This window comes from Acidovorax sp. LjRoot129 (genome assembly GCF_964253765.1).
Lineage (GTDB): Bacteria > Pseudomonadota > Gammaproteobacteria > Burkholderiales > Burkholderiaceae_C > Acidovorax.
Window position 1 is genome coordinate 3,630,403 of the sequence record NZ_CAXUSE020000001.1, and the last position, 25,472, is coordinate 3,655,874.

Below are 25,472 nucleotides of genomic sequence, written 5' to 3' on the forward strand. Positions count from 1 at the left end.
TTACAAAGCGTGCGCAGTGTTCCGGACGGCAAGGCCTAGAATTGTAAGGATGGAGCTTCGCCACAGTGCACTGCAGGTTTTGCGCCTCGCAGACCCCGAACAAAAAGCGGCCGCAGCGCTTGATCTGTATGCGCAAGCAGCTACTCTTTCGATAGCAGAGCAGACCCCCACAGCCCCGCCGGACGCCCGCGCCCTGCCCGGCCGCCCCGAGCGCCCGGCGCTGCTGCGCCACAGCGACGTGGCCCGCCGCTCGCCCGCCACCGCCGAGGGGCGCGCGGTCCTCATCCATGCCATTGCCCACATCGAGTTCAACGCCATCAACCTGGCACTCGACGCCGTCTGGCGGTTTGCAGGCATGCCCCGCGAGTACTACCTTGACTGGATGCTGGTTGCCGCCGAAGAGGCGCGCCATTTCAGGCTGCTGAGAGACCACCTGCGCAGCCACGGGCACGACTATGGCGACTTTCCTGCGCACCAGGGCTTGTGGACCATGTGCGAGAAGACCAGCCACGACGTCCTCGCCCGCATGGCCCTGGTGCCGCGCACCCTCGAGGCCCGGGGGCTGGACGCGACGCCGCAGATCCAGGCCAAGCTGCGCCAGGTGGGCACGCCCGACGCGCTGGCCGCCGTGGACATCCTTGACATCATCTTGCGCGACGAAGTGGGCCACGTGGCCATCGGCAACCACTGGTACCGCTGGCTGTGCAACCGCGCCGGGCTGGACCCGGAGAGCCACTACGGTACCCTGGTCAAGCAGTACGAGGCGCCGCGCCTGAAGCCGCCTTTCAACGAAGCCGCGCGCCGGCGCGCGGGTTTTACCGATGCGGAACTGCAGTGGCTGCAGCAGGTGTGACCCACCACCCCACGCTGGCATACCATGGCTCCTACAATCCGCGGCGCCTGTGGCTGCTGCACGAGCAGCACCGCACCCACCCCAACCTCTGATCCATGACTTCACTCTCTGCCCCTGGCACTCCCCTCGCACCACCGCCCGGCGGCCAATCCTCGGTCGCCATGATTGCGCGGCAAGCCATCGTGAACGCGCAGCAGGTGGTGGTGGGCTACGAGCTGTTCAACCGCTCGCGCACCGGCGCCGGGCACACGGCCGCAACCGACGTGATCCTGGTCTTTACCGCGCTTTCGCACGCGGGCACCGAAGAGCTGGTGGGCAAGAAGCTGATCTTCGTCAATTGCACGCACGAGAGCCTCTCGGGCGGCCACCTGGAGCTGCTGGAACCCGACAAGGTGGTGCTGGAGATCCCTCCGCTGGGCCACACTGCGGCCGAAGAAGTCGCCACGCGCATGCCCATTCTGGCGGGGCTGCGCGACCGGGGTTTTCACCTGGCGTTCAACCACACGGTGCTGCAGTCGGCCTATGCGCCCTGGCTGCCGCTGGCGGACTACATCAAACTGGACCTTTCGGTGCTCGCCCCCGACCAGCTGGCGGTGCTCATCAGCTACGCCGGGCGCAACTCCCAGGCCGAGCTGATCGCCGAAAAAGTCGAGACCGCCCAGCAGTACGACATGGTGTCCAGCCAGGGCGTGCAGATGTTCCAGGGCTACTGGTTTGCGCGCCCTGCGCTGGTCGAGGCCAAGCTGCTCACACCGTCGCAGTCCAGCATCATCGAGCTGATCAACCAGGTGCGCAGGCAGGCCAGCACCGACGACATCGAAGAGACCTTGAAGAAGGATGCGGGCCTGGCCTTCAACCTCATGCGCCTGATCAATTCGGCAGGGTTTGGCCTCACGCGCGAAATCACGTCCTTCCGCCAGGCCGTGATGCTGATGGGGCTCAAGCGGCTGTTCCGCTGGGCGGCGCTGCTGCTCACGGCTGCGCGGGCCGGCGGCACACCGTCGTCCGTGGGCCAGACGGCCGTGGTGCGCGGGCGGCTGATGGAGTTGCTGGCGCTGGAAACCCTGCCGCCCGAGGAGGCCGACCAGGCCTTCGTGGTCGGCATCTTCTCGCTGCTGGACGTGATGCTGTCCATGCCCATGGAATCCGCGCTCGGCCTGCTCAACGTGCCCGAGCCGGTGGCGGCAGCGCTGCTGCGCCGCGAGGGTTTCCTCGGCGACCTTCTCACCCTGGCCGAGGCCTGCGAATCCAGTGACGACGCGGCCTTTGACCGCACGGCCGGCTTGCTGCACCTCACCAGCCAGCAGATCAACTTTGCTCACCTGCAGGCACTGGCATGGGGCGACCAGCTCACCGAATGAGCGGCCCGGCGCTGCATGCGTAGCGCCTGGCGCGCAAAGCATTGGTGTGCGGCTGCGACTCCCCGGTCTAGAATCATCTCAACCCCGAGCCAATTACCACAGCGAACCCATGTCGAGCACACCTGACCAAGACGCCCCGGAAGCTGTTTCTGCCGCCGTGGAGCCTGTCGACGAGAACATCGCCATCATCGCCCGCCAGGCCATCGTGGACGAGAGCCGTACCGTCTATGGCTACGAGCTGTTCGACCGTTCCACAGCCTCCGACGCACACACCGCTGCCAGCGATGCCGCCCTGCTGTTCAATGCCCTGTCTTATGCAGGTACCGAAGCGCTGGTGGGCAAGAAGACGGTGTTCATCAACTGCACGCACGACAGCCTTTCGGGCGGCCACCTGGAGCTGATCCACCCCGAAAAAGTGGTGCTCGAAGTCCCACCCCTGCCCGAAGGCGCCACGGTCGAAGAGATCGAAGGCCGTCTGCCGACCCTCGAAGCCCTGCGCACGCGCGGGTTCCGCCTGGCGTTCGACCAGCAGGCCCTCAAGCGCGCCTACACCAGCTGGCTGCCGCTGGCCGCGTTCATCAAGCTCGACATGATGGCCTTCAAGCCCGAGCTGGCGGGGCCGCTGGTGAAGTTCTCGACAATGCACAGCAAGGCCACGCTGGTGGCCGAAAAGGTGGAGACCGCCGAACAGTACGAACTGATGCGCGGCCTGGGCGTCAAGCTGTTTCAGGGCTTCTGGTTTGCCAAGCCCTCATTGGTCAAGGCCACCACCATCCGGCCTGCGCAGGCCACCATCATCCAGTTGCTCAACCTGGTGCGCAAACAGGCCACCACGGCCGAAATCGAAGACCTGCTCAAGAAGGACCCCACGCTGTCCTTCAACCTGTTGCGCTTCATCAACTCTTCAGGCTTTGGCCTGTCGTGCGAGATCACGTCCTTCCGCCACGCGGTGATGATCCTCGGCCTCAAGAAGCTCTTCCGCTGGGCAGCGCTGCTCATGACCACGTCCCGCATGGGGGGGGTGCCGCCAGCCGTGGGCCAAACTGCCGTCGTGCGCGGCCGGCTGATGGAGCTTTTGGCCGCTGAACTGCTGCAGCCCGAGGATTGCGACAACGCCTTTGTGGTGGGTGTGTTCTCGCTGCTCGACAGCATGCTGGGCGTCCCGATTGAAAAGGCCCTCGAGTCCGTGGCGCTGCCCGAGTCGGTGATGGACGCGCTGCTGCGCGGCACCGGCGTGTTTGCCCCGTTTCTCGAACTCACCAAGGCTTGCGAAAGCGGCGACGAAGTGGCTTTTGCCAAGGCGGCCGAGGCCCTGCACCTGTCCAACCGCCAGGTCAACTGGGCCCACTTGCAGGCATTGACCTGGGCTGAAAGCCTCACCGACGACTGACGATGCGGGTCCGGGCGTGCCGACAGCGCGCGCCGCCCTGACTTCCCTGGCACCAAAAACGCACAGGCCCTGGTCATCCAGGGCCTTTTGCTTTGGGGGTGTCAATTTCCCTGGATGCCCGCGGCGCGGACGATGCGCGCGTTGTTTTCCGATTCCTGTGCGATCTGCCGCGCAAACTCTGCGGCCGTGCCGCCCGTGGGCACGTTGTCGGTGGCATCGAGCTTGGCACGGATGTCGGGCAGGGCCAGCGCCTTGTTCACCTCGGCATTCAGGCGCGCCACCACGGCGGCTGGCGTTTGCGCTGGCGCATAGATGCCAAACAGCGACGACAGGTTGGCCGCGGGCTGACCCAGTTCTGCCAGCGTGGGCACCTGCGGCAGCGAGTCCAGCCGCGCGGGCGCACCCACCGCCAGGGGCTTGAGCTTGCCCGCCTGGATGTGCTGCAGCACGGCGGGCCCGGCGTTGGTCGACAGCACCTCGAACTGGCCGCCCAGCGCGTCGTTCATCTGCTGGCCACCGCCCTTGTAGGGCACATGCGTGATCTGCACCTGGCTCTTGACCGCAATCTGCTCGAGCATGATGTGACCGAGCGATGCGAGCCCTGACGTCGCCCAGCGCACCTGGCCCGGGTGGGCCTTGGCGTTGGCCAACAGCGCAGCAAAATCGCCCGCCTTGCTCGCAGGCGTGCCCAACAGCAGCACGGGCGAGTACATAACGCTCACCACCGGGGCAATGTCCTTGATGGGGTCAAACGGCGACTTGCCCAGGTACGGATTCAACGCCAGCGGGCTGATGGCGGCAAAGCCGAGCGTGTAGCCATCGGGCGCCGCCTTGGCCACGGCATCTACGCCGATGCTGCCACTGGCCCCGGCCTTGTTCTCGATGACCACTGGCGTGCCCAGCTGCACCGCCAGCTTGTCGGCCAAAGCGCGGGCCACGTTGTCGCTCACGCCGCCCGCAGGGTAGGCCACGATGATGCGGACCGGCTTGGCTGTGGGCCAGGCCTGGGCAAAAGCCACGGCAGGCGCGAGCGCGAGGGCGGCCGCCGAAAGGACGAGGCGTCTGGACAGCGGTGGCAGGTGGGTCGTCATGCGAAGTTTCCTAATGTCGGGGGAGAGGCAAAAAAATCGGAACTGCGGCGCGACGCGCGGACATGCGCAACGTCAGCCGCGCGGATGGTGCTGCGAATGCAGCACCTTGAGCCGCTCACGCGCCACGTGGGTGTAGATCGTCGTCGTCGAGATATCGGCGTGGCCCAGCAGCAGCTGCACCACGCGCAGGTCAGCGCCGTGGTTGAGCAGGTGCGTGGCAAACGCATGGCGCAACGTGTGCGGCGACAGCGGCACGGTGATGCCCGCAACGGCCGCCCATTTCTTGACGATGACCCAGAACATCGCGCGTGTCATGCCGCTACCGCGCTGCGTCACGAAAAGGTCGTCCGTCTGCTGCCCGCCGAGGATGGCGCCCCGCGCTTCTTCAAGGTAACGTTCGAGCCACATGCGCGCCACTTCACCAAACGGTACCAGCCGCTCCTTGCCACCCTTGCCCATCACCCGCAGCACGCCCTCGTTCAAGCCCATCTGAAAGGTCTTGAGCGTGACCAGCTCCGTCACGCGCAAGCCGCTGGCGTACATCAACTCCAGCATGGTGCGGTCGCGCACGCCCAGCGGGTTGCCCAGGTCGGGCGCGTTGAGCAGCGCCTCCACCTGGGCCTGCGACAGGGTCTTGGGCACGCGCAGCGGCTGGCGGGCGGCCATCAGGCGCACGGTGGGGTCGGCGGTGATGCGCCGCTCCCGCAGTGCCCAGTGAAAGTAGCGCCGAAGCACCGTGAGCCGCCGGTTGGCCGAGGTGGCGCGGGTCTGCGCATGCCGGGCGGCGAAGTAGCCGTTCAGGTGCTGCTCGGCCGTGTCGTCGAGCGCCAGGGCAGGCTGCTGGGCGGCCAGCCATTGCGAATACAGCGTGAGGTCGCGCCGGTAGGCAGCCAGCGTGTTGCGCGAAAGGCCGTCCTCCAGCCACAGGGCATCCACAAAGGCATCAATCGCGTTCAGGCTGGGGGCAAGCATCCAAAAACGATAGCACGTATGCCGTGTCAGGCACGAAAAAAAGCCGCCCGTTGGCGGGGCGGCTTCTGCGCGGGGGCAAGGGCCTGCGCCCTGCTTATTCCAACGTCAGCTTTTGCTTGACGACCACATCCTTGTACACGGCAAACTCGGCCTTGATCTGCTCGGCAAACTGCTCGGGCGTGTTGCCCAGCACGATGGAGCCGGTGTCTTCGATGCGCTTCTTGACGGCCGGGTCTTCCAGCGCCTTGCGCACGGCGGCGTTGACCTTGTCGACCACTTCCTTCGGCAAGCCCTTGGGTCCGACGATGCCGTAGTAGGCCATGCGGTTCACTGGCTCCAGGCCCATTTCCTTGAAGGTAGGCACGTTGGGCAGGGCCGCCAGGCGCTGGGGCGCAGCCACCACGATGGGCACCAATCGGTTGTCCTTGATGAAAGGCAGGGCCGAGGGCAGGTTGTCAAAAATCATCGGCACCTGGCCGGCCACGGTGTCGTTGAGCGCAGGGCCCGCGCCGCGATAGGGGATGTGCGTGACGAAGGTGCCCGACAGGTTCTTGTACAGCTCCATCTGCAGGTGGCCGATGCCACCCGTGCCGGAGGACGAATACGAATATTTGCCCGGCGACTTCTTGAGCTCGGCCACAAACGACTTGTAGTCCTTGGCCGGGAAGCTGGGGTTCACCGCAATGATGTTGGGCGTGGCCGCGATGTTGATGATGGGCGTGAAGTCCGTCAGCGGGTTGTACGGCGTCTTGGGGTTGATGGCAGGGTTCGCCGCCGTGGTGGACACGGTCGCGATGCCCAGCGTGTAGCCGTCGGGTGCCGAGCGGGCCGTTTCGGACGCACCCACCACACCACCGCCACCGGCCTTGTTCTCCACGATCACGCTTTGGCCCAGCGCCTTGCCCAGCGGGTCGGCGATCACGCGCGCAATGATGTCGGTGGTGCCACCCGGGGCAAACGGCACCTGCAGCTTGATCACCTTGTTGGGATAGCCCTGGGCGGCGGCCGATCCGGCGGCGGCGGCCAGTACGGTCAGCGCGAACCATTGACGACGATGCATTTGAGTTCTCCTTCGAACGTGAGGACAGACAGACAGCGCAGATGGTATGCGCAATGCCGCCCCTGCCAGCCTGCGGATTCCACATAAGGGCTAACCCCAAGAGCGGGCTGCGCAAAGCGTCTCAGCGCCCCCCAGAACAGCAGGGCCAGCACCATCAAGTATTCTCAAACCGTGAACTACGCCCAGCTCCTGCTCCCCGACTTCTCCCTCATCCTGTGCGGCTACCTTATCTGCCGGTACACCGCCCTCAACCGGTCAGTGTGGCAGCCGGTGGAGAGCCTGGTGTACTACCTGCTCTTTCCCGTTCTGCTGTTCCAGTCCATCGTCAAAAGCCCGGTGGACATCGGCGCCGCATCGGGCCTGATTGGCGCCGGGCTGCTGTCGGGCCTCATCGGCATTGCGCTCGCCTACAGCCTGCCGCACTGGCCGTGGGTGGGCAAGCACATCGACGCGCGCGACCACGCAGCCAGCGCGCAGGTGGCGTTCCGTTTTAACTCCTTCATTGGCCTGGCGATTGCCGAGCGGCTGGCGGGTGCCGAGGGGCTGCTGATGATCGCGGTGCTGATTGGCGTGTGCGTACCCCTTTTCAACGTGGCTGCCGTGTGGCCCATGGCGCGCAACGGGCAGCACAGCTTTGTGCGCGAGCTGGCACGCAACCCGCTGATCGTGGCCACGCTGTCGGGGCTGGTAGCCAATCTCCTCGGGTTCAAGATCCCCGACTGGGCCGCGCCCACCGTGGGCCGCATCAGCGCGGCATCGCTGGCGCTCGGGCTTATGGCCGCAGGGGCTGGGCTGCAGTTTGGCTTGCTCGCGCGGGGCAAGGCCCTGAGCGTGGCGGTGCTGTCCATCCGGCACCTGGTGCAGCCGCTGCTGGCATTTGGCATGGCGCAGCTTTTTGGACTCAATGCGGTGCAGACCACCATGCTGCTCGCGTTCTCGGCCCTGCCCACGGCATCCACCTGCTATGTGCTGGCCGCGCGCATGGGCTACAACGGGCCGTATGTGGCGGGCCTCGTCACCCTGTCCACCCTGCTGGGCATGCTGAGCCTGCCCTTTGCGCTGGGTTTCTTGCGGTAGTTGGCTGGCATGGCATGGGCCGGGTGCGCCCCTTCCTACGCTGGTGCCCGCGCCACACCGACAAGCCCGGCACCGCCACCTCCCCAGCATGAATGCATCCGCTGACCACCGTGGTCGGCACCTCACCAGGAGATGCACATGCCCAACCAGGAAGAATCACGCGACGGCAAGCCCCATGTCGACAAGGACCGCCCCTCGCCCGATGTGGAACAGTACGCGACCGATGGTCAGAGCAACGCCCGCGGCAAGGGCCCGTCGGACGAGCAGGGCCAAAAGCTTGTGCCCGACACGGACCCCGCGCAGACAGCCAAAGCTGGCACCCAGGGCGTAGCGGCGGACACCGGGGGCCGCAGGCAAGGCGGCGAGGTCGCACCCAGCGCGCTCAACGAAGGCGACCGGGGCGCCGCCGACACCCCGCCTACTACCTCCGAACAGCTCAATTTCGACGACGCCAGCGAGGATCATCCGCGCGGCGACAACCGCCGCACGGGCGGCACCTGGGACACCCCGCCCCACAACACGGGCGACCAGGGCGAGGTAGGCAAAGCACCGGGTGCGGGACTGTCCAACCGCAACGGGCCGAGCGACCCGGATGCCAAAAACGATCCACCGCGCCGGTAAGGCGCTGCGCGGCGCTGGCACAGCGACGACCGGGGCTTTGGCATGATGCCGTTCTCGTTCGCAACGCATCTTCACCACGGATCAGCGGCGTGCACGGTTTTGGTTGCCGTCGCAGCCCGTGGTGAAGGCGCGCTGAGCGCTCCGCACTGCCATACCCCGTCATGCCCGGACCCTGCCCTACCGCCCCCACCTTTTCGATCGCACGCAGGCAGGCCCTTTTTGCAGGCCTTGCCAGCGCCCTGCTGCTACCGCTGGCCGCCTGCGGCCGCAAAGCCCCCCGCGCGCAATCCGTGCCGCCCGATGCCACCGTCCTCGCCCTGGGCGACTCACTGACCTCGGGCGTGGGCGCGTCGGCCGACACGGCCTACCCCGCCGTGCTGCAGAAGCTCTCGGGCTGGAAGGTGGTCAATGGCGGCGTGTCGGGCGACACCTCGGCCCAGGCGCTGGAGCGGTTGCCTGCCCTGCTGCAAAAACACCAGCCCGCGCTGGTGATCGTGGGCATCGGCGGCAACGATTTTCTGCGCCGCCAAAGCGCCAGCACCACCCGCGCCAACATCGTGCGCATCTGTACCGACGCCCGCGCGAGCGGCGCCCAGGTGCTGCTGGTGGCCGTACCCGAGCTGTCTTTTCTGGCGGCCTCGGCCGGCCTGCTGAGCGACCACGCGATGTACGAAGAGATTGCCAGCGAGCTCAAGATTCCTCTGCACCGCAAAGGCTGGTCCAGCGTGCTGGCGGATGCAAGCCTGCGGTCCGACCAGATCCACGCGAATGCGAAGGGCTATGAGCGGTTTGCGCAGGGGCTGGTAGAGACGCTCAAGGCCAGCGGGCTACTGGCGGGTTGAAAGCCGCAAAACCGGCGAGACCCCGATTTGCTACTATTTTTATAGCTATAAGCGCTTATGGATCAAGCGCTGGGCGCCATTTTCATTCAAATTTATCGCCATCACCTCAGCCCAAAGCCCACGCCACGTGTTCGCGCACCAGCGGGCTCGGGTCCTCGGCGCGCGCCTGCAGCGCGGCGCGCACGGCCTCATCCGCGGTGGACCGCAGCGTATTGCCCAGCGCCACCGCCACATTGCGCAGCCAGCGCTCGTGCCCGATGCGGCGGATGGGGCCGCCCTCGGTCATGCGCAAGAAGGTGGCCTCGTCCCACGCGAACAGGTGCACCAGCTGCTGGCCCGACAACCCTTTGCGCTCATCAAAATCCGGCAGCCGGCTGACCTGCGCGAACTTGTTCCAGGGACAGATGAGCTGGCAGTCGTCGCAGCCGTAGATGCGGTTGCCGAGCAGCGGCCGCAGCTCCAGCGGGATCGGGCCCGCGTGCTCGATGGTCAGGTACGAGATGCAACGGCGCGCATCCACCCGGTGCGGCGCGATGATGGCCTGCGTGGGGCAGATGTCGATGCAGGCGCTGCAGCTGCCGCAGTGCGCGGTCACGGGCTCGCTGGGCGGAAGTGCCATGTCGACATAGATCTCGCCCAAAAAGAACATCGAGCCGGCCTCGCGGTTGAGCACCAGCGTGTGCTTGCCGCGCCAGCCCTGGCCGCTGCGTGCGGCCAGCTCGGCCTCGAGCACCGGGGCCGAATCGGTGAACACTCGGTGGCCGAACGGGCCGATGGCCTCGGCGATGCGGTCGCTCAGCTTCTGCAGCCGCGCGCGCAGCACCTTGTGGTAGTCGCGCCCCCGGGCGTAGACCGACACGATGCCCTCATGGGGCCGCGCCAGCCGGCCCAGTTCAAAGGCCTGCCAGCCCTCCTGGGGCGCACCCTGCCCCATGCTGCGTGGCAAATAATCCATGCGCGCCGTGATCACGCTCACGGTGCCGGGCACCAGCTCTGCCGGGCGCGCACGCTTCAAACCATGCGATGCCATGTAATGCATCTCGCCATGGAATCCTTGCGCCAGCCAAGCCGAAAGCCCGGGCTCTGCAGCGGACAAGTCCACCCCCGCCACGCCGATTTGGGAAAATCCCAGTTCGCGGGCCCACTCCTGCATTTGAGGAACGAGTTGACTGTTGCACCACATACCGGCCAGATTGTAGAAAGCGGGGGCCCGGCCCCCGCCGAGCCCATCGAGCCCATCGAGCCCGCCCGCCACTTCACCTGGCGCAGCGAGGACGACACCGCCGCGTTTGCAGGCCGCCTGGCCGCGCAACCGCAGTTGGCCAACGCCTTCGTGACGCTGCACGGCGACCTGGGCGCAGGCAAGACCACGCTGGTGCGCCACCTGCTGCGCGCGCTGGGCGTGCAGGGCCGCATCAAGAGCCCCACCTATGCCGTGGTGGAGCCGCACGATGCCCCGGGCCTGGCGCCACACCCCATGGTGTGGCACTTTGACTTCTACCGCTTTGACGACCCGCGCGAATGGGAGGACGCTGGCTTCAGGGACATTTTTGCCAACCCCGGGCTCAAGCTGGCAGAATGGCCAGAGAAGGCTGCAGCGCTGACCCCGCCTGCGGACCTTGCTATACACATTGAAGCAATTGACGACACGACAAGGACCATCACGGTGCACGCCCATACCGCCGACGGCCGCCAGATGCTGCAGGGGCTCTGAGACGCCGTGAACGAACCCGACATGCACGCCCGTCCCGCCACCCCACACGGCCGCAGCGACGTGAACCCTGCCCGCACGGGCCTGCGCCGTGTCGTTGCCTTGCACCACCACGTGTGCTGGTGCACAGCCCCCGTCGCCAGCGGCTCCACGCGCCGCATCTGCCCATGAGCGACAACGCCCCCAAAGCCCCATCCCGCCGCGCCGTGCTGCAAGCCGGCAGTCTGGTGCTGCTGCTGGGCACACAGCAGATCGCCCGCGGCGCGACCATCCTGGCCGTGCGCGTGTGGCCGGCCCCCGAATATTCGCGCGTGACCATCGAATCCGATGGCGCGCTGGTGGCCAAGCAGTTTTTTGTGACCACGCCGCCGCGCCTGGCCGTGGACATCGAAGGCATCGACCTGAGCCCCGAGCTGCGCGAGCTGGTGGCCAAGGTCAAGCCCGACGACCCGAACATCGCCGGCATCCGCGTGGGGCAGAACGCGCCCGGTGTGGTGCGCCTGGTGGTGGACCTGAAACAGGCCGCCATGCCCCAGGTCTTCACGCTGCCGCCCGTGGCGGCCTACCAGCACCGGCTGGTGTTTGACCTGTATCCCGCCGCACCCGTGGACCCGCTCGAGGCACTGATTGCCGAGCGCCTGCGCGACGCGCCCACTGCGTCCGCCACACCCGGCAAACCAGGCGCTGCCACCACCGCGCGCCCCGCCCCCGCAGCGCCGGCCGAGCACGACCCGCTGGGCGAGCTGATCGCGCAGCGCAGCCAGCGCCCCACGCCCGCGCCGGCCCCCGCGCAAGCCCCGCCGCCCGTCGTTGCGGCAGCCCCAACACCCGCGCCCGCCGAGCCCCCACGCAGCGGCAACCGCGCCACATCGACCCAGACCGACCGCATCATCATCGTGGCGCTCGACCCCGGCCATGGCGGCGAAGACCCCGGCGCCATTGGCCCGGCCGGCACGCGCGAAAAAGACGTCGTGCTGCGCGTGGCGCACCTGCTGCGCGACCGCATCAACGCCACCACCGTGGGCGGCAACCCGATGCGGGCCTACCTCACACGCGACGGCGACTACTTTGTGCCGCTGGGCACGCGCGTGCAAAAGGCCCGGCGCGTGCAGGCCGACCTCTTCGTCTCGATCCACGCCGATGCCTTCACCACCCCGGCCGCGCGCGGCGCCAGCGTGTTCGCGCTGAGCCAGGGGGGCGCGTCCAGCACGGCCGCACGCTGGCTGGCCAACAAGGAAAACCAAGCCGACCTGGTGGGCGGCATCAACGTGCAAAGCAAGGACCAGCACGTGCAGCGCGCGCTGCTGGACATGAGCACCACCGCGCAGATCAACGACAGCTTGAAACTCGGCAGCGTGCTGCTGGGCGAGATCGGCGGCATGGCCAAGCTGCACAAGCCGCGCGTGGAGCAGGCGGGCTTTGCGGTGCTCAAAGCCCCTGACATCCCGAGCGTGTTGGTGGAAACCGCCTTCATCAGCAACCCCGAGGAAGAGCAGCGCCTTAAAAGCAGCGCCTACCAGGAACAGCTGGCGGATGCGCTGATGCGCGGTATCACGCGCTATTTCGCCAAGAACCCGCCGCTGGCGCGCAGCCGCTCGGTGTGAGCTGCGCAGGGCTGGGGCTGCAGGCGGGCCGCAAAGCCTCCAGAGGACTAAAGGGCCGCCCAGTCACTGGCATCAAGTCGCCGTCGAAAACACAAGCCCCATCACGCTGAGCCTGTCGAAGGGCCGCGCCGGGCCCAGGCTTTCCCGCCGGCTCCCGACAACCTCCATCGGATCGGATGACCGAGCCCGAATCCGTAGGACTCCCCGCCTTGCGCACACTGCCAAGTGCAGGCAAAGTAGGCTTCATCGACCACACCCCCACGCGCAATTCGCGGCGCCACACAGGCCCGCAAGCCCCTGGGGAACGCAAGGAGAACACCATGGCACTGCCCCATGCCCAGTCCGGCCAGATCGTCAGCGTGCGCCCCTTGGGCGACCGCCTTCCCGAGGCCATGACCACCGCCATCCTCAAGGCCGGCCAGCTCGAAGTCATGCGCGTGGTGCTGCCCGTGGGCAAATCCATGAAAGAACACCAGACCCCCGGCGAAGCCACCGTGCAATGCATCGAGGGCGTGGTGGAGTTCATGAACGAAGGCGCCGTGCAGCAGCTCCACGCTGGCGACTTCGTGCACCTGGCGCCGCGCATGCTGCATGCGCTCAAGGCCGTGCAGCCAGCGTCGCTGCTGGTCACGCTGTGCCTGCAGCCTGGCGAGCGCTAAAGGCTTTTAGTCGATCAAGGCGCGAGCCGGAACACGCTCACCACCTCGGCCAGCCGCGCGGCCTGGTGCTTGAGGCTCTCGGCCGCAGCGGCGCTTTGCTCCACCAGTGCGGCGTTCTGCTGCGTGACCTGATCGAGTTGCGTCACGGCTTCGCCCACCTGGCTGATGCCGATGGTCTGCTCGCCCGTGGCGCTGGAGATCTCGGCGATGAGGTCGCTCACGCGCTGTACCTGCGCAACGATGTCGTCCATGCTCTGGCCCGCATGGCCGACCAGTTGCGTGCCGTCTTCCACCTTGGTCACGCTGGCGTTGATCAGCGCCTTGATCTCCTTGGCGGCGTCGGCGCTGCGCCCGGCCAGGCTGCGCACCTCGCTGGCCACTACGGCAAAGCCCCGCCCCTGCTCACCGGCGCGTGCGGCCTCCACGGCCGCGTTTAGCGCGAGGATGTTGGTCTGAAACGCTATGCCATCGATCACCGCAATGATGTCGGTGATCTTGCGCGAGGCAGCCGAGATGTCCTGCATGGTGGCCACGACCTGCCCCACCACCTCGCCACCCTTGACTGCCGCGGCCGATGCCGTGCCGGCAAGCACCGCGGCACGCTGGGCGGTGTCGGCGTTGTTCTTCACGGTGCTGGTGATCTGCTCCATCGACGCCGCGGTTTCCTCCAGGTTGCTGGCCTGCTCCTCGGTGCGCTGGCTCAGGTCGGCGTTGCCGGCAGCGATCTCGCTGGAGCCGGTGGCAATGGAGTCGCTGCTGTGGCGCACGTCCCCCACGATGCGCACCAGCGATGACTGCATGACCTCCATGGCGCGCAGCATCTGCGCCACCTCGCCGCGCCCCTGGGCCTGCACGGGCTGCGACAGATCACCCTCGCCAATGCGCTGGGCCACGGTGGCCACCTCGGCCAGCGAGCGGCGGATGCGCCGCACCACCACCCACGACATCAGCACCAGCAGCGCCAGCCCCGCAACGCCCGCCACCAGCACCGTGGTGCGGTACGACTGGATCAGCCCCGCCGCTTCGGCCGCCTGATCGGCCGAGCGCTGCACCTGGTAGCTCACCATCTTGTCGGCCACGGCGTTGTACTGGTCGACCACCGGGGCAAAGCTGCCCAGTGCATAGGACTTGGCCTGCGCCATGTCGCCGGCCTTTTTGAGCGCCAGGGCCTTGTCGCGCACCTCGAGGTAGGGCTTGCGGATGGTGGCCAGCTCTTCCTGGATGCGCAGGCCCTCGGGGCTGTGCTCGAGCTCCGTGTAGCGCTTTTGCACCTTGCTGGTGTCGGCCGTGGTGGCAGCCATCACGTCCTTGAAATAGTTCTGCAGGTCGTCGCCCTCGGACTGCACCACGGCAAACACCCGCGTGGCGTTGACGGCGATGTTGCTGCGCCAGCGCAGCGCCAATTGCAGCCGCTCGACCTGCTCGGTGGCCAGCCGGTCCACCGTGCTGCCCAGGTGCTGCACGCGCACCAGGCTCAGCGCGAGGATGAGCACCAGCGCCAGCACCGCCACCCCCACGATCAAGCTGATCTGCTGTGCCACCGTGAGCTGTAGCCCGCCCTGCTGTGATGTTTGTGCCATCGCTTCTCCTCCTGCCCGCTTGTATGCGGAAATGATCTGCCGCTGCCTGGCGGTTGGCAACACTGCCAAAGCCTTGTTAACCCTAGTGCATACGCGTGTCAGATGGCCCAAATCGGGCGCGGGCGAGGTCAGGCGTCCTACAGGCGGCAGCCTCCCCTGCCTACGCTGTGCACGGGGCGCCCGCGAGATAGTCAAGTCACAGGTCGAGCCGGACGCACCCGCTGCCGGCAACAAGGCCTGATCCACTTAAAGGACTCTAGCCATGAAACTCCGTCACATCCTTCTCGCGACCACTTGTACCGCAGCCCTGGCACTGGGCGGTTGCGCCTCGAATCCTACGAACGCCCAGGTCGGCACCGGTGTCGGCGCTGTGGTGGGCGGTGTCGCCGGCAATGCCATCTTTGGTGGCCCTGTGGGCACCATCGGCGGTGCAGCCGCCGGCGCATTGGTCGGCCACGAAATTGGCGAAGACCGCGACCAACGCCGCGGCTATCGCCGCTGAGTCCTGGGCTGACGAAGCCGCGGGCCCAGCCCCGGCTCTGTCACCCGGCCCAGTGCGAATTTAGGCACAAAATTGGCTGCCTGCGCTTTATACACAAGCGCAGGCAGCTATTTTTTTGATAGCAACCAATCAGGCCGCTGTGCGCGCTTGCCGCCCAGCGCGCCAGGCGCCAAAGATGGCGATCAGGCCGGGGATAAAAATCATCGCCCAGATGATCTTGTCCAGGTTTTCCTTGACCCAGGCAAAGTTGCCGAAGAAGTAGCCCGCGGTGCAGATGCCCAGCACCCAGAGCAGCGCGCCGCCCACATTGAAGGCGGTGAACTTGGTACGGCTCATCTCGGCCACGCCGGCCACAAAGGGCGCAAACGTGCGGATAAACGGCATGAAGCGCGCCAGGATGATGGTGACGCCGCCGTAGCGCTCGTAAAAATCGTGCGCCTGGTTGAAGGCGCGGCGATTGAACCAGCGCGAGTCTTCCCACTGGAACACCTTGGGGCCAAAGTACCGCCCGATCGAGTAATTGCACTGGTCGCCCAGGATGGCCGCCAGCACCAGCACCGTGCAGGCCAGCGGCAGGTTCATCATCCCGGCGCCGCACAGCGCGCCCACGATGAACAAGAGCGAATCGCCGGGCAAAAACGGCATGACCACCACACCGGTTTCCACGAACACGATCAAGAACAGCAGCGCATACACCCACGCGCCGTAGTTCTGCACGAACGCCTCGAGGTACTTGTCCACGTGCAGGATGAAGTCGATGAGAAAGGTGACAAGTTCCATGGGAGTCCGGCCCGGAGCCGGTGGTAAAAAAGGCAGCGGGCATTATCCCCAGCACCGGGAGTCCCCCACCCAAAGCCCCTGCGCGACCTGCCCCCTAAAATCTGGCGGGTGAACGAACCCACCCCCCCTCTCGCCGTGGTGCAGCCCGCATCCGCTGTGGCAGCCACCCCGGTTGCCGCCCCCGTCCGCCGCCCCATCCGCGACCTGCCCGACGAGCTCATCAGCCAGATCGCGGCGGGCGAAGTGGTGGAGCGCCCCGCCTCGGTGGTGCGCGAGCTGGTGGACAACGCGCTCGATGCCGGCGCCACGCAGATCACCGTGCGGCTGTCGGCGGGGGGTGTCCGCCTGATCACGGTGGAAGACGACGGGGGCGGCATTCCGCAGGCAGAACTGCCGGTGGCGCTGCGCCGCCACGCCACCAGCAAGATCACGAGCCTGACCGATCTGGAAACCGTGGCCACCATGGGCTTTAGGGGCGAGGCGCTAGCGGCCATTGCTTCGGTGTCTGAGATGGCGCTGCTCTCGCGCCCGGCTGCACAGGCCAGCGCGTTTTTGCTGGATGCACGCAGCGGCGAACTGCGCCCTGCCGCACGCAGCACGGGCACGACGGTGGAAGTGAAGGAGCTGTTCTTTTCCACCCCCGCGCGCCGCAAGTTCCTGAAGACCGACGCGACAGAACTCGCGCACTGCATTGAGTCCGTGCGCCGCCACGCGCTGGCGCGGCCCGATGTGGGCTTTGCCATCTGGCACGAAGGCAAGCTGGTGGAACAGTGGCGCGCGACCTTCGTGCCGGGCCAGGCCACCGCCCACGGCCTCCAGGACGCGCTGGCGCGCCGCCTGTCGGATGTGCTGGGCGAAGACTTTGTCGCGCAGTCTGTCGCCGTGCAGCACCGCGTGGGCCCGGTGGTCGTCACCGGCCGCGCCGGCCTGCCCGATGCCGCCCGCTCGCGCGCCGACCACCAGTATTGCTATGTCAACGGCCGCTTTGTGCGCGACAAGGTGCTGACCCATGCCGCACGCAGCGCCTACGAAGATGTGCTGCACGGACACAAGCAGCCCGTGTACGCGCTGTACGTAGAGATCGACCCGGCACGTGTGGATGTGAACGTGCACCCCACCAAGATCGAGGTGCGCTTTCGCGACAGCCGCGAGGTGCACCAGGCCGTGCGCCACGCGGTCGAAAACGCGCTGGCCGCGCCCCGTGCTGCAGCGCTGGCTGCCGCCGCCAAGGCCGCAGCCGCCGGGGGCACCGATGGGGAGGCCGGTGGCGCTGCTGATTTCAATCCAAAACAGGCTCCAGCGCAGATCTGGCAAGCACAGTCTGCTATGAAATTTGAAGAGCGGGGCCACCATGTGGCGGACCTGCAGGCGCTGTGGGGGCCGCGCAAGGACGGCGCACCGCTGGGCGCCGCAGCGGGCCATGGCGGGTTCGCAGAGCCCGGGGCTGGGGTGACGGGTTCATCGCAGGGCCTGGGCTCAGGCGCGACGACGTCCTTTTTGTCGCCCACCGCTGCGCTCAGCGCCAACCCGCTGGCCGCTGAAATTGATCGACCAACCGCTGGTGCGAACGCACCTGCAGCCCGTGATGACAACGGCGCCACCTGGCCCTTAGGGCGCGCAGTGGCGCAGCTGCACGGCGTGTACATCCTGGCCGAAAACGCCCAGGGGATGATCGTCGTGGACATGCATGCGGCCCACGAACGCATCGTGTACGAGCGCCTCAAATCCCAGGTGGACGGCGGCGCGCGCATTGCCAGCCAGCCGCTCTTGATCCCCGCCACGTTTGCGGCCACGGCCGAAGAAGTGGCCACGGCCGAAGGCTCCACCGAGGTGCTGGAGATGCTGGGCCTGGAGGTGGTGCCCTTCTCCCCCAAGACGCTGGCCGTGCGCGCCGTGCCCACCACGCTGGCGCAGGGCGACCCAGTGGAGCTGGCGCGCAGCGTGCTGGCCGAATTGGCGGCGCACGATGCCAGCACCGTGGTGCAGCGCGCGCGCAACGAGATCCTGGGCACCATGGCCTGCCACGGCGCGGTGCGCGCCAACCGCCGCCTCACCATCGACGAGATGAACGGGCTGCTGCGCCAGATGGAGACCACCGACCGGTCGGACCAGTGCAACCATGGCCGCCCCACATGGCGGCAACTCAGCATGAAGGAACTGGACGCGCTGTTCCTGCGCGGCAGGTAGCGGCCCGCAGCGCTGCATCTCCTCAGCTTCTTTGTTCTTCCGCATAGCCAGACGCCCTCCAGCCAATGCACTCCACACCGCCCCGCCGGCACCTTCGTCGCCTCCCTCTCGCGGCCGCCTTGATCGCTGCGCTGTGCGCGGCGCAGCCTTCTGCCCACGCCGGGCGCCCCCTCGCTGTGGACGATGCCGGCGTGGACGAGGTCGGCCACGGCCATGTCGAGGTCTGGTGGGAGGGCTTGCGCGGGCAACGCGGCACCTTCTACGCAGCGCCTGCGTTCACCCCCATCGACGGCCTGGAGCTGGGCGCGTTGCTGGCCCGCGACGTGGGCGAGCGCCACACACTGCAGGGCGTGCAGGCCAAATGGCTGTGGAGCCCCGCAGAAACCGACGGCTGCAACGCCGCCAGCACTGCGGGCGTCACCCACCGCCGGCAGGCCCAGGGCCACAGCGGGGGCAGCGCGGTGGCGCTCAACCTGATTGGCACCTGCGCGGCACCCTGGGGCGTGGCCAATGCCAACCTGGGCGCGCTGCGGGAGCGCGCCCAGCCCTGGCGCGCGACCTGGGGCGTCTCGCTGGAGCGCAGCTGGGGCGCCATCACTCCGCATGTGGAGGCCTTTGGGGTTCAGCACAGCGGGCCCACCTTCCAGGCTGGCGCGCGCTACGAATGGGCGCCCGGCCGCCAGATCGATGCCACGGTGGGCCGGCAGCAGGGCCGCACCTTGCTGAGCGTGGGTTTCGCACTGGGCTTCTGACCGGCGGGCCGGGCGGGCTTGCGCAGACCCGTCTTTGGCTGCCGTTAAGGCACAGCGCATTGGTTTATCGGCAGAATCGGCCGCCCTGCCGCACGGACCCTGCCCATGATCGCCCTTGACGCCCAATCCATTGCCCAGACCACCCCCACGGGCAACGCCATCGCGCAGGCGGTGATGGCGGGCTGGACGCTCGGCCCCGTGGTGCACTGCGTGCTGCTGCGCCGCGGCTTCAACCAGGTGTACGAGCTGCGTTTTGCCAGCGGGCTGCACGCGATTGCGCGCCTGTGCGCCGAGCGGCCGCGCGGCGAGCCCAATATCGCCTACGAAACCGCCCTGCTTACGCACCTGCGGGCTAGTGGCATTCCGGTGGCGGCGCCGTTGCCCGCTGCGGATGGGACGTTCAGCGTGGCGGTGGCCTTGCCCGAAGGCGCCCGCGCGCTGCTGCTGTTCGAGTTCCTTCCGGGCGATCCGCCCGGCGAATCGCTGGTCGATCTCGAAGCCACCGGCCGCGGGCTGGCGCAGTTGCATGGCGCAGCACAGGGCTATGAGGGCCCCGACAGCCTTTACACGCTCGACCTTCCCCTGCTGCTCGACGCGTCGCTTCAACGCCTGCTCACCGCGCCCACGGTGGACGAAGCCCTGGGGCGCGAGTTTTCGGCCCTGGCCGGTGCGCTGCGGACGCGTTTCGCCGCGCTGCCCGGCCTCACCCGCGTGCATTGCCATGGCGACTGCCATGGGAGCAACAACTTCATGACGGACGGAGCAGATGGGCCAACGGGATCTCAAGGAGGCGCGGGATCGGAGGGCCGCAGGGTGGCGGCGTTCTTCGATTTCGATGACGCGGGCCCGGGCCTGCTGGCCTACGACCTCAGCGTGTACCTGTGGGTCTTGCTGCCGCGAAGCCTGGAGACCCCGCTGTCGGCACCCGTGCTGGAACGCTGGACGCGCTACCTTGCCGGTTACACCAGCGTGCGCCCCGTGCCCGCAGCCGATCTGGTCGCCATTGCACCGTGCCTGGCGCTGCGGCACTTCTGGGTGATCGGCGAATACGCGGGGCGCATCCCGGTGTGGGGCACGCAGGCCATGCCGACCCACTGGCTGCGCAAGCAGGTGCCGCTGATGCTGGCCTGGATGGAACTGCCGCGCGCCGACGAGCTGGTAGCCGCGGCGCCGGCGGTGCCCGTCGCGCCAGCGCATTGAGTTGCGTGGCCCACCAGGTGACCAGGTGGCTTAAGCGGCTTGGCCAGCAATGAAATAAGCCCGCAACCGCGGGCTTTTTTCTTGGTCAGCAGGCGCGAGGCCTGGCCGCAAGGCGCTTTGGTGCGCGGGCCGATCAGTTGTCCCGCGCTGCCTTGGCCGTGTCCGGGAAGTCGCTGAACACGCCGTCCACGCCCAGTTCGTAGAACAGCTTGTACTCGGCCTTGGGGTCGCCCTTGAAGTCCGACGCCAGACGCTTGGCTTCGTTGCGGAAGGTGTAGGGGTGCACCACCAGGCCGGCGGCATGGGCGTTCTTGACCACATCGGTCGCAGGCATCATCACGCGGTCGCGTTCGTCGATCTTGCCGTCGCCGTTGAGGTCGTCGGCCTTGCCGTCCTTGTTGGCATCCACCTGCTTCGAAGGAATGAGGTACGGCTTCCACGGGCCGATACCGTCGGCGTAGGTCTTGACTTCCTTCAGGCCCGCGGGGGTGAGAAGGCTGGCAAAGGTGCGCGCATCGCCGGCCACGGCAAAGTCATACGGCTTGTCGTAGGGAGCGGTCAGGTCCATGCTGCCGTCGGGGTTCACATCGTTGCCATCCACCAGTTGCACCAGGCGGATCTGGGTCTTGGTGCGCAGGTACTTGAGGTTCGACACTTCAAACGACTGCACGATGACTGGCGAACTCTTGGTCGTGTAGCCGTACTTGGCCAGCGTGGTCAGCAGGCGGTCTTCGAGCGGCAGTCCCAGCCGAGTGTGGAAGGTGGGGTGCTTGGTCTCGGGGTAGACCCCCACCGTGCGGCCCGCCTTGGTGCCTTCGCTCTTGGCGAGGTCCAGCACTTCTTCGAGCGTGGGGATCTGGTACTTGCCGTTGTGCGACTGGTCGCGGTCGGACAGGGGCTGGATGGCGCGCAGAGTCTTGATCTCGGCCAGGGTGAAGTCAGAGACAAACCAGCCTTCTTCTTCGACGCCGTCCACCATTTTCTTGGTCTTGCGGCTGGCAAATTCAGCGCGCGTGGACACATCGGTGGTGCCGGTGATGTTGGGCTCGTGGCGGGCAATCAGCACACCGTCCTTGGTGGCGACCAGATCAGGTTCGATGAAATCAGCGCCCATTTCGATGGCGCGCTTGTAACCCTCGAGCGTGTGGTCCGGCAGGTAGCCCGCCGCGCCACGGTGGCCCACCACCAGAGGCTTGTCACCGTTCAAGGTGGGATAGGGGTTGTCGTCGTTGCCACCACAAGCTGCCAGCGTGGCCACCAGGGCCAGCGCACCCAACTTCGCACCAGAAATGTCCATGCTCTTCTCCTCGTTGTGTTTAGAACCGCCGAACTGTGGTCTTACCGTGTGACACGGACGTGACGTCCCTATGGCAAACCGGTGACGGCCGCCCGCATGCACCAAAACGTGGCAACTCCCTCGCCACATTCCCCACCATTGTGCATAGTCATATAACTTTTGAACATAATTCGATGTTGCAGCGCGCCATTGCCTGCTTTTTTGTTACAGAAAGCTTTTGAACATGAAATACGAGTCCGCAGGCAGCTTCCTTTCTCACGTGGCCCAGCGCAATCCGGGGCAGCCCGAATTCCTGCAGGCGGTCACCGAAGTGATGGAGAGCCTGTGGCCGTTTATTGCGCAACATCCCCGGTATGCCGAGCACGGCCTGCTCGAACGCTTGGTCGAGCCCGAACGCATCATCATCTTCCGCGTTTCGTGGGTGGACGACCACGGCACGGTGCAGGTCAACCGCGGCTACCGCATCCAGCACAGCATGGCGATTGGCCCCTACAAGGGCGGCCTGCGCTTTCACCCCTCGGTGAATTTGTCGGTGCTCAAGTTCCTGGCGTTCGAGCAGACCTTCAAGAACGCGCTGACGACGCTGCCCATGGGCGGCGGCAAGGGTGGCTCGGACTTTGACCCCAAGGGCAAGAGCCCTGGCGAAGTGATGCGCTTTTGCCAGGCTTTTGTCTCCGAATTGTTCCGTCATGTGGGCGCCGACACCGACGTGCCGGCAGGCGACATTGGCGTGGGCGGCCGTGAGGTGGGCTACATGGCGGGCATGTTGAAAAAGCTCTCGAACCGGGCGGACTGCGTGTTCACCGGCAAGGGCCTGTCGTTCGGCGGCTCGCTGATCCGCCCTGAAGCCACGGGCTACGGCACCGTGTACTTTGCGCAGGAGATGCTCAAGCAAAAAGGCCGCTCTTTCGACGGCCTGCGCGTGTCCGTCTCCGGCTCAGGCAACGTGGCGCAGTACGCGGTCGAGAAGGCGCTGCAGCTGGGCGCAAAGGTGATCACTGTGTCCGACTCCAGCGGCACGGTCATCGACGAAGAAGGCTTCACGGCCGAAAAGCTCGCCATCCTGATGGATGTGAAGAACCACCACTACGGCCGGGTGAGCGACTACGCAAAGCGCACCGGCGTGAAGTTCGAAGCCGGCGCACGCCCCTGGCATGTGCCCGTGGATGTGGCCCTGCCCTGCGCCACCCAGAACGAGCTGGATGCGAAAGACGCTGCGGTGCTGATCCAGAACGGCGTCATCTGCGTGGCGGAAGGCGCCAACATGCCTTCCACCATCGATGCCGCCAAGGCATTTGAAGCCGCGGGCGTGCTCTACGCCCCGGGAAAGGCCAGCAACGCGGGTGGCGTGGCCACCTCGGGCCTGGAGATGAGCCAGAACGCTGCGCGCCTGTCCTGGCCGCGCGAAGAGGTGGATGCCCGCCTGCTGCAGATCATGCAAGGTATCCACGCGGCCTGCCTGCGCTACGGCAAACACGCCGATGGCCGGGTGAGTTATGTGGATGGCGCCAACATTGCAGGCTTTGTGAAGGTGGCCGACGCGATGCTGGCCCAGGGCGTGGTCTGACGCGATTGCAGCTGAACACCTAAGCGGTGAAAAGGCGGGGAGTTGCCGGCCATCTGCCGGCCTCTCCCAGGAGATGGGCACAAACCCTGCTTGCCTTGTCAGAACTTTCCGACACGATGGCACTCAGTCCTTCTCATGAAACGCACTCCCCTCCTGATCTCGCTGGCGTTGGCCATTGCCGTTTCGGCAGGCTGCGCCACCCTGGACGCCAAGCAGCGCGAGTGGATCTTCCAGCCCAGCGACCGCAGCTGGGGCGGTGCCCAGTCCACTGCCGATATGGAAGACGTGTGGATCAACTTTGAGTCCCGCGACAGCGGCAAGGCCGAACGCCTGCACGGGCTGTGGCTGCCCCATGAACGCGCCGACGCCCCCGTGCTGCTGTACTTGCACGGCGCCCGCTGGAACGTGTCGGGATCCTCGGGCCGCATCCGGCGCATGCAGGAGCTGGGCTTTTCGGTGCTGGCCATCGACTACCGCGGTTTTGGCCGCAGCAGCGCCGGCCTGCCTTCTGAAACCACGGCGGCAGAAGATGCCCGCGCCGCGTGGGACTGGCTCGCACAGCAGCAGCCGCACAAGCCCCGGTACATCTTCGGCCACTCGCTGGGGGGCGCCATCGCGATCGATCTGGCGCGCCAGGTGCAGGACGAGCAGGGCACCATCGTCGAAGGCACTTTCACCAGCATCCCTGAGGTGGTCAGCACCTTCAAATGGGGCTGGCTGCCGGTGTCGGCCCTCATCACCCAGCGTTTTGAATCGGTGCGCAAGGTGTCCGAGATCGGCTCGCCGCTGCTGGTCGTGCACGGCAGCGAGGACAGCCTGATCCTGCCCACCCTGGGCCGCAAACTGTACGAAGCCGCGCAGGAGCCCAAGCAGTTCCTGCTGGTGGAAGGCGGTTCGCACCACAGCACCAACTCGGTGGGCCAAAGCATGTACCGCGAAGCGATGGCCTCGCTGTTCAAGCTCAAGTAAACCCACTGCGGCTCATGCTTGGCCCGCGGTCATGCGCACACCGCGGCCCGGCGCAGCTCCCCCTCCGCAGGATTGATGTGGCGCAAGCGCGCATCACGGGATACGCCTGCTGGCCCCGGTCGGCGCACCCCCTTCTGGTACCCTCAGACAGATATGTCTGCCCCCTCCGCCACCGCCGCTTCGCCGGCTGCTTTGGTCTCGATTCAGCCCGGCATGGCCATCCTGGTGCTGGCGATGCTGCTCTCCATCCAGCCCGTCACCACCGACCTGTACCTGCCCGCCCTGCCGGCCCTCACGCGCAGCCTCGGCGCGCCCGTCTCGGCCGCGCAGCTCACGCTCAGCGGCCTGCTGCTGGCGTTTGGTTGCTCGCAGATGGTGTGGGGCCCGCTGTCGGACCGCTTCGGCCGGCGCCCCATCCTGCTGGCGGGCCTGGCCATCTACACCGTGGCTTCGCTGTGCAGCGCGTTCGCGCCCACCATGGCGATGCTGATCGTCTGGCGCATTGCCCAGGGCGCCGCGATGGGCGCGGTGGTGATGTGCGCGCGGGCCATCGTGCGCGACCTGTACACGCCGCTGGAGGGCGCCCGTGCGATGTCCAAGGCACTCACGGGCCTGGGCATCGTGGCCTGCATCTGCGCGCCGCTGGGTGGTCTGCTGAGCGAATGGCTGGGCTGGCGCGCGGCGCTGATGGCGCTCACGGTGTATGCGGTGGCCACGCTGGCGCTGGTGGCGCTGCGGTTGCCCGAGACACTGGCGCACCGCAACCCGCGGGCACTGCACCCGGGCACACTGCTTGGCACCTGGCTGCATGTGCTGCGCAGCCCCACGTTCTGGGCGTTCTCGCTGCAGACCACGGCCACCTACGGCGGCCTGTTCACCTTTCTGGCGGCGTCGTCGTTTGTGTTCATCGACGTGCTTGGGCTCACGCGCACACAGTTTGGCTGGACCATGGCATCGGCCTGCGTGGCCTACCTCGCGGGCACCTTTTTGTGCCGCCGTTTGCTGGCGCGCCACGGCCTGCTGCGCACGGTGGCGATTGCGGGCGCACTGAGCGTGAGCGGCGGGACGCTGATGGCGGCTGTAGCCCACATGGGCTGGCACCAGCCGTGGGCGCTGCTGCTGCCGTTTTATCTGTTCATGCTCGGGCACGGCATCCACCAGCCCTGTGGGCAAAGCGGCGCCGTGGGCCCCTTCCCCAAGGCGGCGGGCGTGGCGTCGGCACTCAACGGTTTCATGATGATGCTCGCCGCGTTCGCCATTGGCGGCTGGCTGGGCATGCGCCTGGATGGCACGGTCTGGCCGCTGGTCAACGGGATCTGGTTCTGGTCGGTGGCGCTGGCCGCCATCTCGTGGACGCTGGTGCAGAAGTTTGGAGCGCGGCGTGAGCACGCCTGATC

General features: G+C 66.9%; 24 protein-coding genes. 17 read left to right on the top strand and 7 right to left on the bottom strand.

The genetic code is table 11. The features are described 5' to 3' along the window. Positions 1–49 precede the first annotated feature (49 nt). The 3 genes from ACSQ3Q_RS16595 to ACSQ3Q_RS16605 all read left to right on the top strand — a co-directional run bounded on the left by ACSQ3Q_RS16595 (position 50) and on the right by ACSQ3Q_RS16605 (position 3,604). Positions 50–853 carry a ferritin-like domain-containing protein gene (locus ACSQ3Q_RS16595; protein WP_436135443.1) on the top strand — a complete coding sequence of 268 codons (804 nt, stop codon included), beginning with the start codon at positions 50–52 and terminating at the stop codon, positions 851–853. Positions 854–948: 95 nt separating this feature from the next. Next, entirely contained in the window at positions 949–2,214 is a 1,266-nt protein-coding gene (locus ACSQ3Q_RS16600) for an EAL and HDOD domain-containing protein (protein ID WP_436135444.1), read from the top strand. Between the two features lie 109 nt (positions 2,215–2,323). After that, complete coding sequence (locus tag ACSQ3Q_RS16605; protein ID WP_436135445.1) at positions 2,324–3,604, top strand: EAL and HDOD domain-containing protein; 1,281 nt, start codon at positions 2,324–2,326, stop codon at positions 3,602–3,604. Between the two features lie 101 nt (positions 3,605–3,705). Here ACSQ3Q_RS16605 and ACSQ3Q_RS16610 read toward each other — a convergent pair whose 3' ends face one another. The 3 genes from ACSQ3Q_RS16610 to ACSQ3Q_RS16620 all read right to left on the bottom strand — a co-directional run bounded on the left by ACSQ3Q_RS16610 (position 3,706) and on the right by ACSQ3Q_RS16620 (position 6,727). Beyond that, on the bottom strand, positions 3,706–4,695 hold the full coding sequence (locus ACSQ3Q_RS16610; protein ID WP_436135446.1) for a Bug family tripartite tricarboxylate transporter substrate binding protein: 990 nt from the start codon (positions 4,693–4,695) through the stop codon (positions 3,706–3,708). A gap of 72 nt (positions 4,696–4,767) precedes the next feature. Continuing rightward, positions 4,768–5,667: a site-specific tyrosine recombinase XerD gene (gene xerD, locus ACSQ3Q_RS16615; RefSeq protein WP_436135447.1), complete on the bottom strand. Its 900-nt coding sequence runs from the start codon at positions 5,665–5,667 to the stop codon at positions 4,768–4,770. Between the two features lie 94 nt (positions 5,668–5,761). Next, positions 5,762–6,727 (bottom strand): tripartite tricarboxylate transporter substrate binding protein BugE, encoded by a 966-nt coding sequence (locus ACSQ3Q_RS16620; protein WP_436135448.1) that lies wholly within the window; start codon positions 6,725–6,727, stop codon positions 5,762–5,764. Positions 6,728–6,898: 171 nt separating this feature from the next. Between ACSQ3Q_RS16620 and ACSQ3Q_RS16625 the strand changes: the two genes are divergently transcribed. The 3 genes from ACSQ3Q_RS16625 (at position 6,899) to ACSQ3Q_RS16635 (ending at position 9,267) form a co-directional block, all read left to right on the top strand. Beyond that, positions 6,899–7,804, top strand: a complete 906-nt coding sequence (locus ACSQ3Q_RS16625; RefSeq protein ID WP_436135449.1) for an AEC family transporter — start codon at positions 6,899–6,901, stop codon at positions 7,802–7,804. A 138-nt stretch (positions 7,805–7,942) separates the two neighbouring features. Beyond that, positions 7,943–8,425: a hypothetical protein gene (locus ACSQ3Q_RS16630; protein WP_436135450.1), complete on the top strand. Its 483-nt coding sequence runs from the start codon at positions 7,943–7,945 to the stop codon at positions 8,423–8,425. 161 nt (positions 8,426–8,586) lie between these two features. Then, positions 8,587–9,267 (top strand): GDSL-type esterase/lipase family protein, encoded by a 681-nt coding sequence (locus tag ACSQ3Q_RS16635; RefSeq protein ID WP_436135451.1) that lies wholly within the window; start codon positions 8,587–8,589, stop codon positions 9,265–9,267. A gap of 106 nt (positions 9,268–9,373) precedes the next feature. On the opposite strand, the gene queG is transcribed toward ACSQ3Q_RS16635, so the two are convergent. Continuing rightward, the gene (gene queG / locus ACSQ3Q_RS16640) at positions 9,374–10,420 is read right to left on the bottom strand and encodes a tRNA epoxyqueuosine(34) reductase QueG (protein ID WP_436135452.1); all 1,047 of its coding nucleotides are present in this window, start codon (positions 10,418–10,420) and stop codon (positions 9,374–9,376) included. Between the two features lie 12 nt (positions 10,421–10,432). On the opposite strand from queG, the gene tsaE reads away from it, so the two are divergent. The 4 genes from tsaE (at position 10,433) to ACSQ3Q_RS16660 (ending at position 13,241) form a co-directional block, all read left to right on the top strand. Continuing rightward, positions 10,433–10,981, top strand: coding sequence for a tRNA (adenosine(37)-N6)-threonylcarbamoyltransferase complex ATPase subunit type 1 TsaE (gene tsaE / locus ACSQ3Q_RS16645; protein WP_436135453.1), 549 nt, complete (start codon positions 10,433–10,435; stop codon positions 10,979–10,981). A 21-nt stretch (positions 10,982–11,002) separates the two neighbouring features. Continuing rightward, positions 11,003–11,149: a hypothetical protein gene (locus tag ACSQ3Q_RS16650; protein WP_436135454.1), complete on the top strand. Its 147-nt coding sequence runs from the start codon at positions 11,003–11,005 to the stop codon at positions 11,147–11,149. Beyond that, positions 11,146–12,582, top strand: a complete 1,437-nt coding sequence (locus ACSQ3Q_RS16655) for an N-acetylmuramoyl-L-alanine amidase (protein WP_436135455.1) — start codon at positions 11,146–11,148, stop codon at positions 12,580–12,582. Before ACSQ3Q_RS16650 ends, ACSQ3Q_RS16655 begins: the two co-directional genes overlap by 4 nt. A gap of 320 nt (positions 12,583–12,902) precedes the next feature. Then, complete coding sequence (locus tag ACSQ3Q_RS16660; protein WP_436135456.1) at positions 12,903–13,241, top strand: cupin domain-containing protein; 339 nt, start codon at positions 12,903–12,905, stop codon at positions 13,239–13,241. Between the two features lie 14 nt (positions 13,242–13,255). Here the strand turns inward: ACSQ3Q_RS16660 and ACSQ3Q_RS16665 are convergent, their stop codons facing one another. Then, the gene (locus ACSQ3Q_RS16665) at positions 13,256–14,821 is read right to left on the bottom strand and encodes a methyl-accepting chemotaxis protein (protein ID WP_436135457.1); all 1,566 of its coding nucleotides are present in this window, start codon (positions 14,819–14,821) and stop codon (positions 13,256–13,258) included. A gap of 262 nt (positions 14,822–15,083) precedes the next feature. Between ACSQ3Q_RS16665 and ACSQ3Q_RS16670 the strand changes: the two genes are divergently transcribed. Further along, positions 15,084–15,323 (top strand): glycine zipper 2TM domain-containing protein, encoded by a 240-nt coding sequence (locus ACSQ3Q_RS16670; RefSeq protein ID WP_436135458.1) that lies wholly within the window; start codon positions 15,084–15,086, stop codon positions 15,321–15,323. 129 nt (positions 15,324–15,452) lie between these two features. On the opposite strand, the gene ACSQ3Q_RS16675 is transcribed toward ACSQ3Q_RS16670, so the two are convergent. Further along, positions 15,453–16,103, bottom strand: coding sequence for a DedA family protein (locus ACSQ3Q_RS16675; protein ID WP_436135459.1), 651 nt, complete (start codon positions 16,101–16,103; stop codon positions 15,453–15,455). A 156-nt stretch (positions 16,104–16,259) separates the two neighbouring features. On the opposite strand from ACSQ3Q_RS16675, the gene mutL reads away from it, so the two are divergent. The 3 genes from mutL to ACSQ3Q_RS16690 all read left to right on the top strand — a co-directional run bounded on the left by mutL (position 16,260) and on the right by ACSQ3Q_RS16690 (position 20,242). Then, complete coding sequence (mutL, locus tag ACSQ3Q_RS16680; RefSeq protein ID WP_436137018.1) at positions 16,260–18,290, top strand: DNA mismatch repair endonuclease MutL; 2,031 nt, start codon at positions 16,260–16,262, stop codon at positions 18,288–18,290. Between the two features lie 65 nt (positions 18,291–18,355). Beyond that, positions 18,356–19,042, top strand: coding sequence for a hypothetical protein (locus ACSQ3Q_RS16685; protein ID WP_436135460.1), 687 nt, complete (start codon positions 18,356–18,358; stop codon positions 19,040–19,042). Between the two features lie 105 nt (positions 19,043–19,147). Next, positions 19,148–20,242: a phosphotransferase enzyme family protein gene (locus ACSQ3Q_RS16690; RefSeq protein ID WP_436135461.1), complete on the top strand. Its 1,095-nt coding sequence runs from the start codon at positions 19,148–19,150 to the stop codon at positions 20,240–20,242. Positions 20,243–20,375: 133 nt separating this feature from the next. Here ACSQ3Q_RS16690 and ACSQ3Q_RS16695 read toward each other — a convergent pair whose 3' ends face one another. Continuing rightward, complete coding sequence (locus ACSQ3Q_RS16695) at positions 20,376–21,539, bottom strand: glycerophosphodiester phosphodiesterase (protein WP_436135462.1); 1,164 nt, start codon at positions 21,537–21,539, stop codon at positions 20,376–20,378. Between the two features lie 223 nt (positions 21,540–21,762). On the opposite strand from ACSQ3Q_RS16695, the gene gdhA reads away from it, so the two are divergent. The 3 genes from gdhA to ACSQ3Q_RS16710 all read left to right on the top strand — a co-directional run bounded on the left by gdhA (position 21,763) and on the right by ACSQ3Q_RS16710 (position 25,470). Next, positions 21,763–23,106, top strand: a complete 1,344-nt coding sequence (gene gdhA, locus ACSQ3Q_RS16700; RefSeq protein WP_436135463.1) for an NADP-specific glutamate dehydrogenase — start codon at positions 21,763–21,765, stop codon at positions 23,104–23,106. 135 nt (positions 23,107–23,241) lie between these two features. Then, the gene (locus ACSQ3Q_RS16705) at positions 23,242–24,075 is read left to right on the top strand and encodes an alpha/beta hydrolase (RefSeq protein WP_436135464.1); all 834 of its coding nucleotides are present in this window, start codon (positions 23,242–23,244) and stop codon (positions 24,073–24,075) included. 153 nt (positions 24,076–24,228) lie between these two features. After that, the gene (locus tag ACSQ3Q_RS16710) at positions 24,229–25,470 is read left to right on the top strand and encodes a multidrug effflux MFS transporter (RefSeq protein ID WP_436135465.1); all 1,242 of its coding nucleotides are present in this window, start codon (positions 24,229–24,231) and stop codon (positions 25,468–25,470) included. The last annotated feature ends 2 nt before the right edge of the window (positions 25,471–25,472 follow it).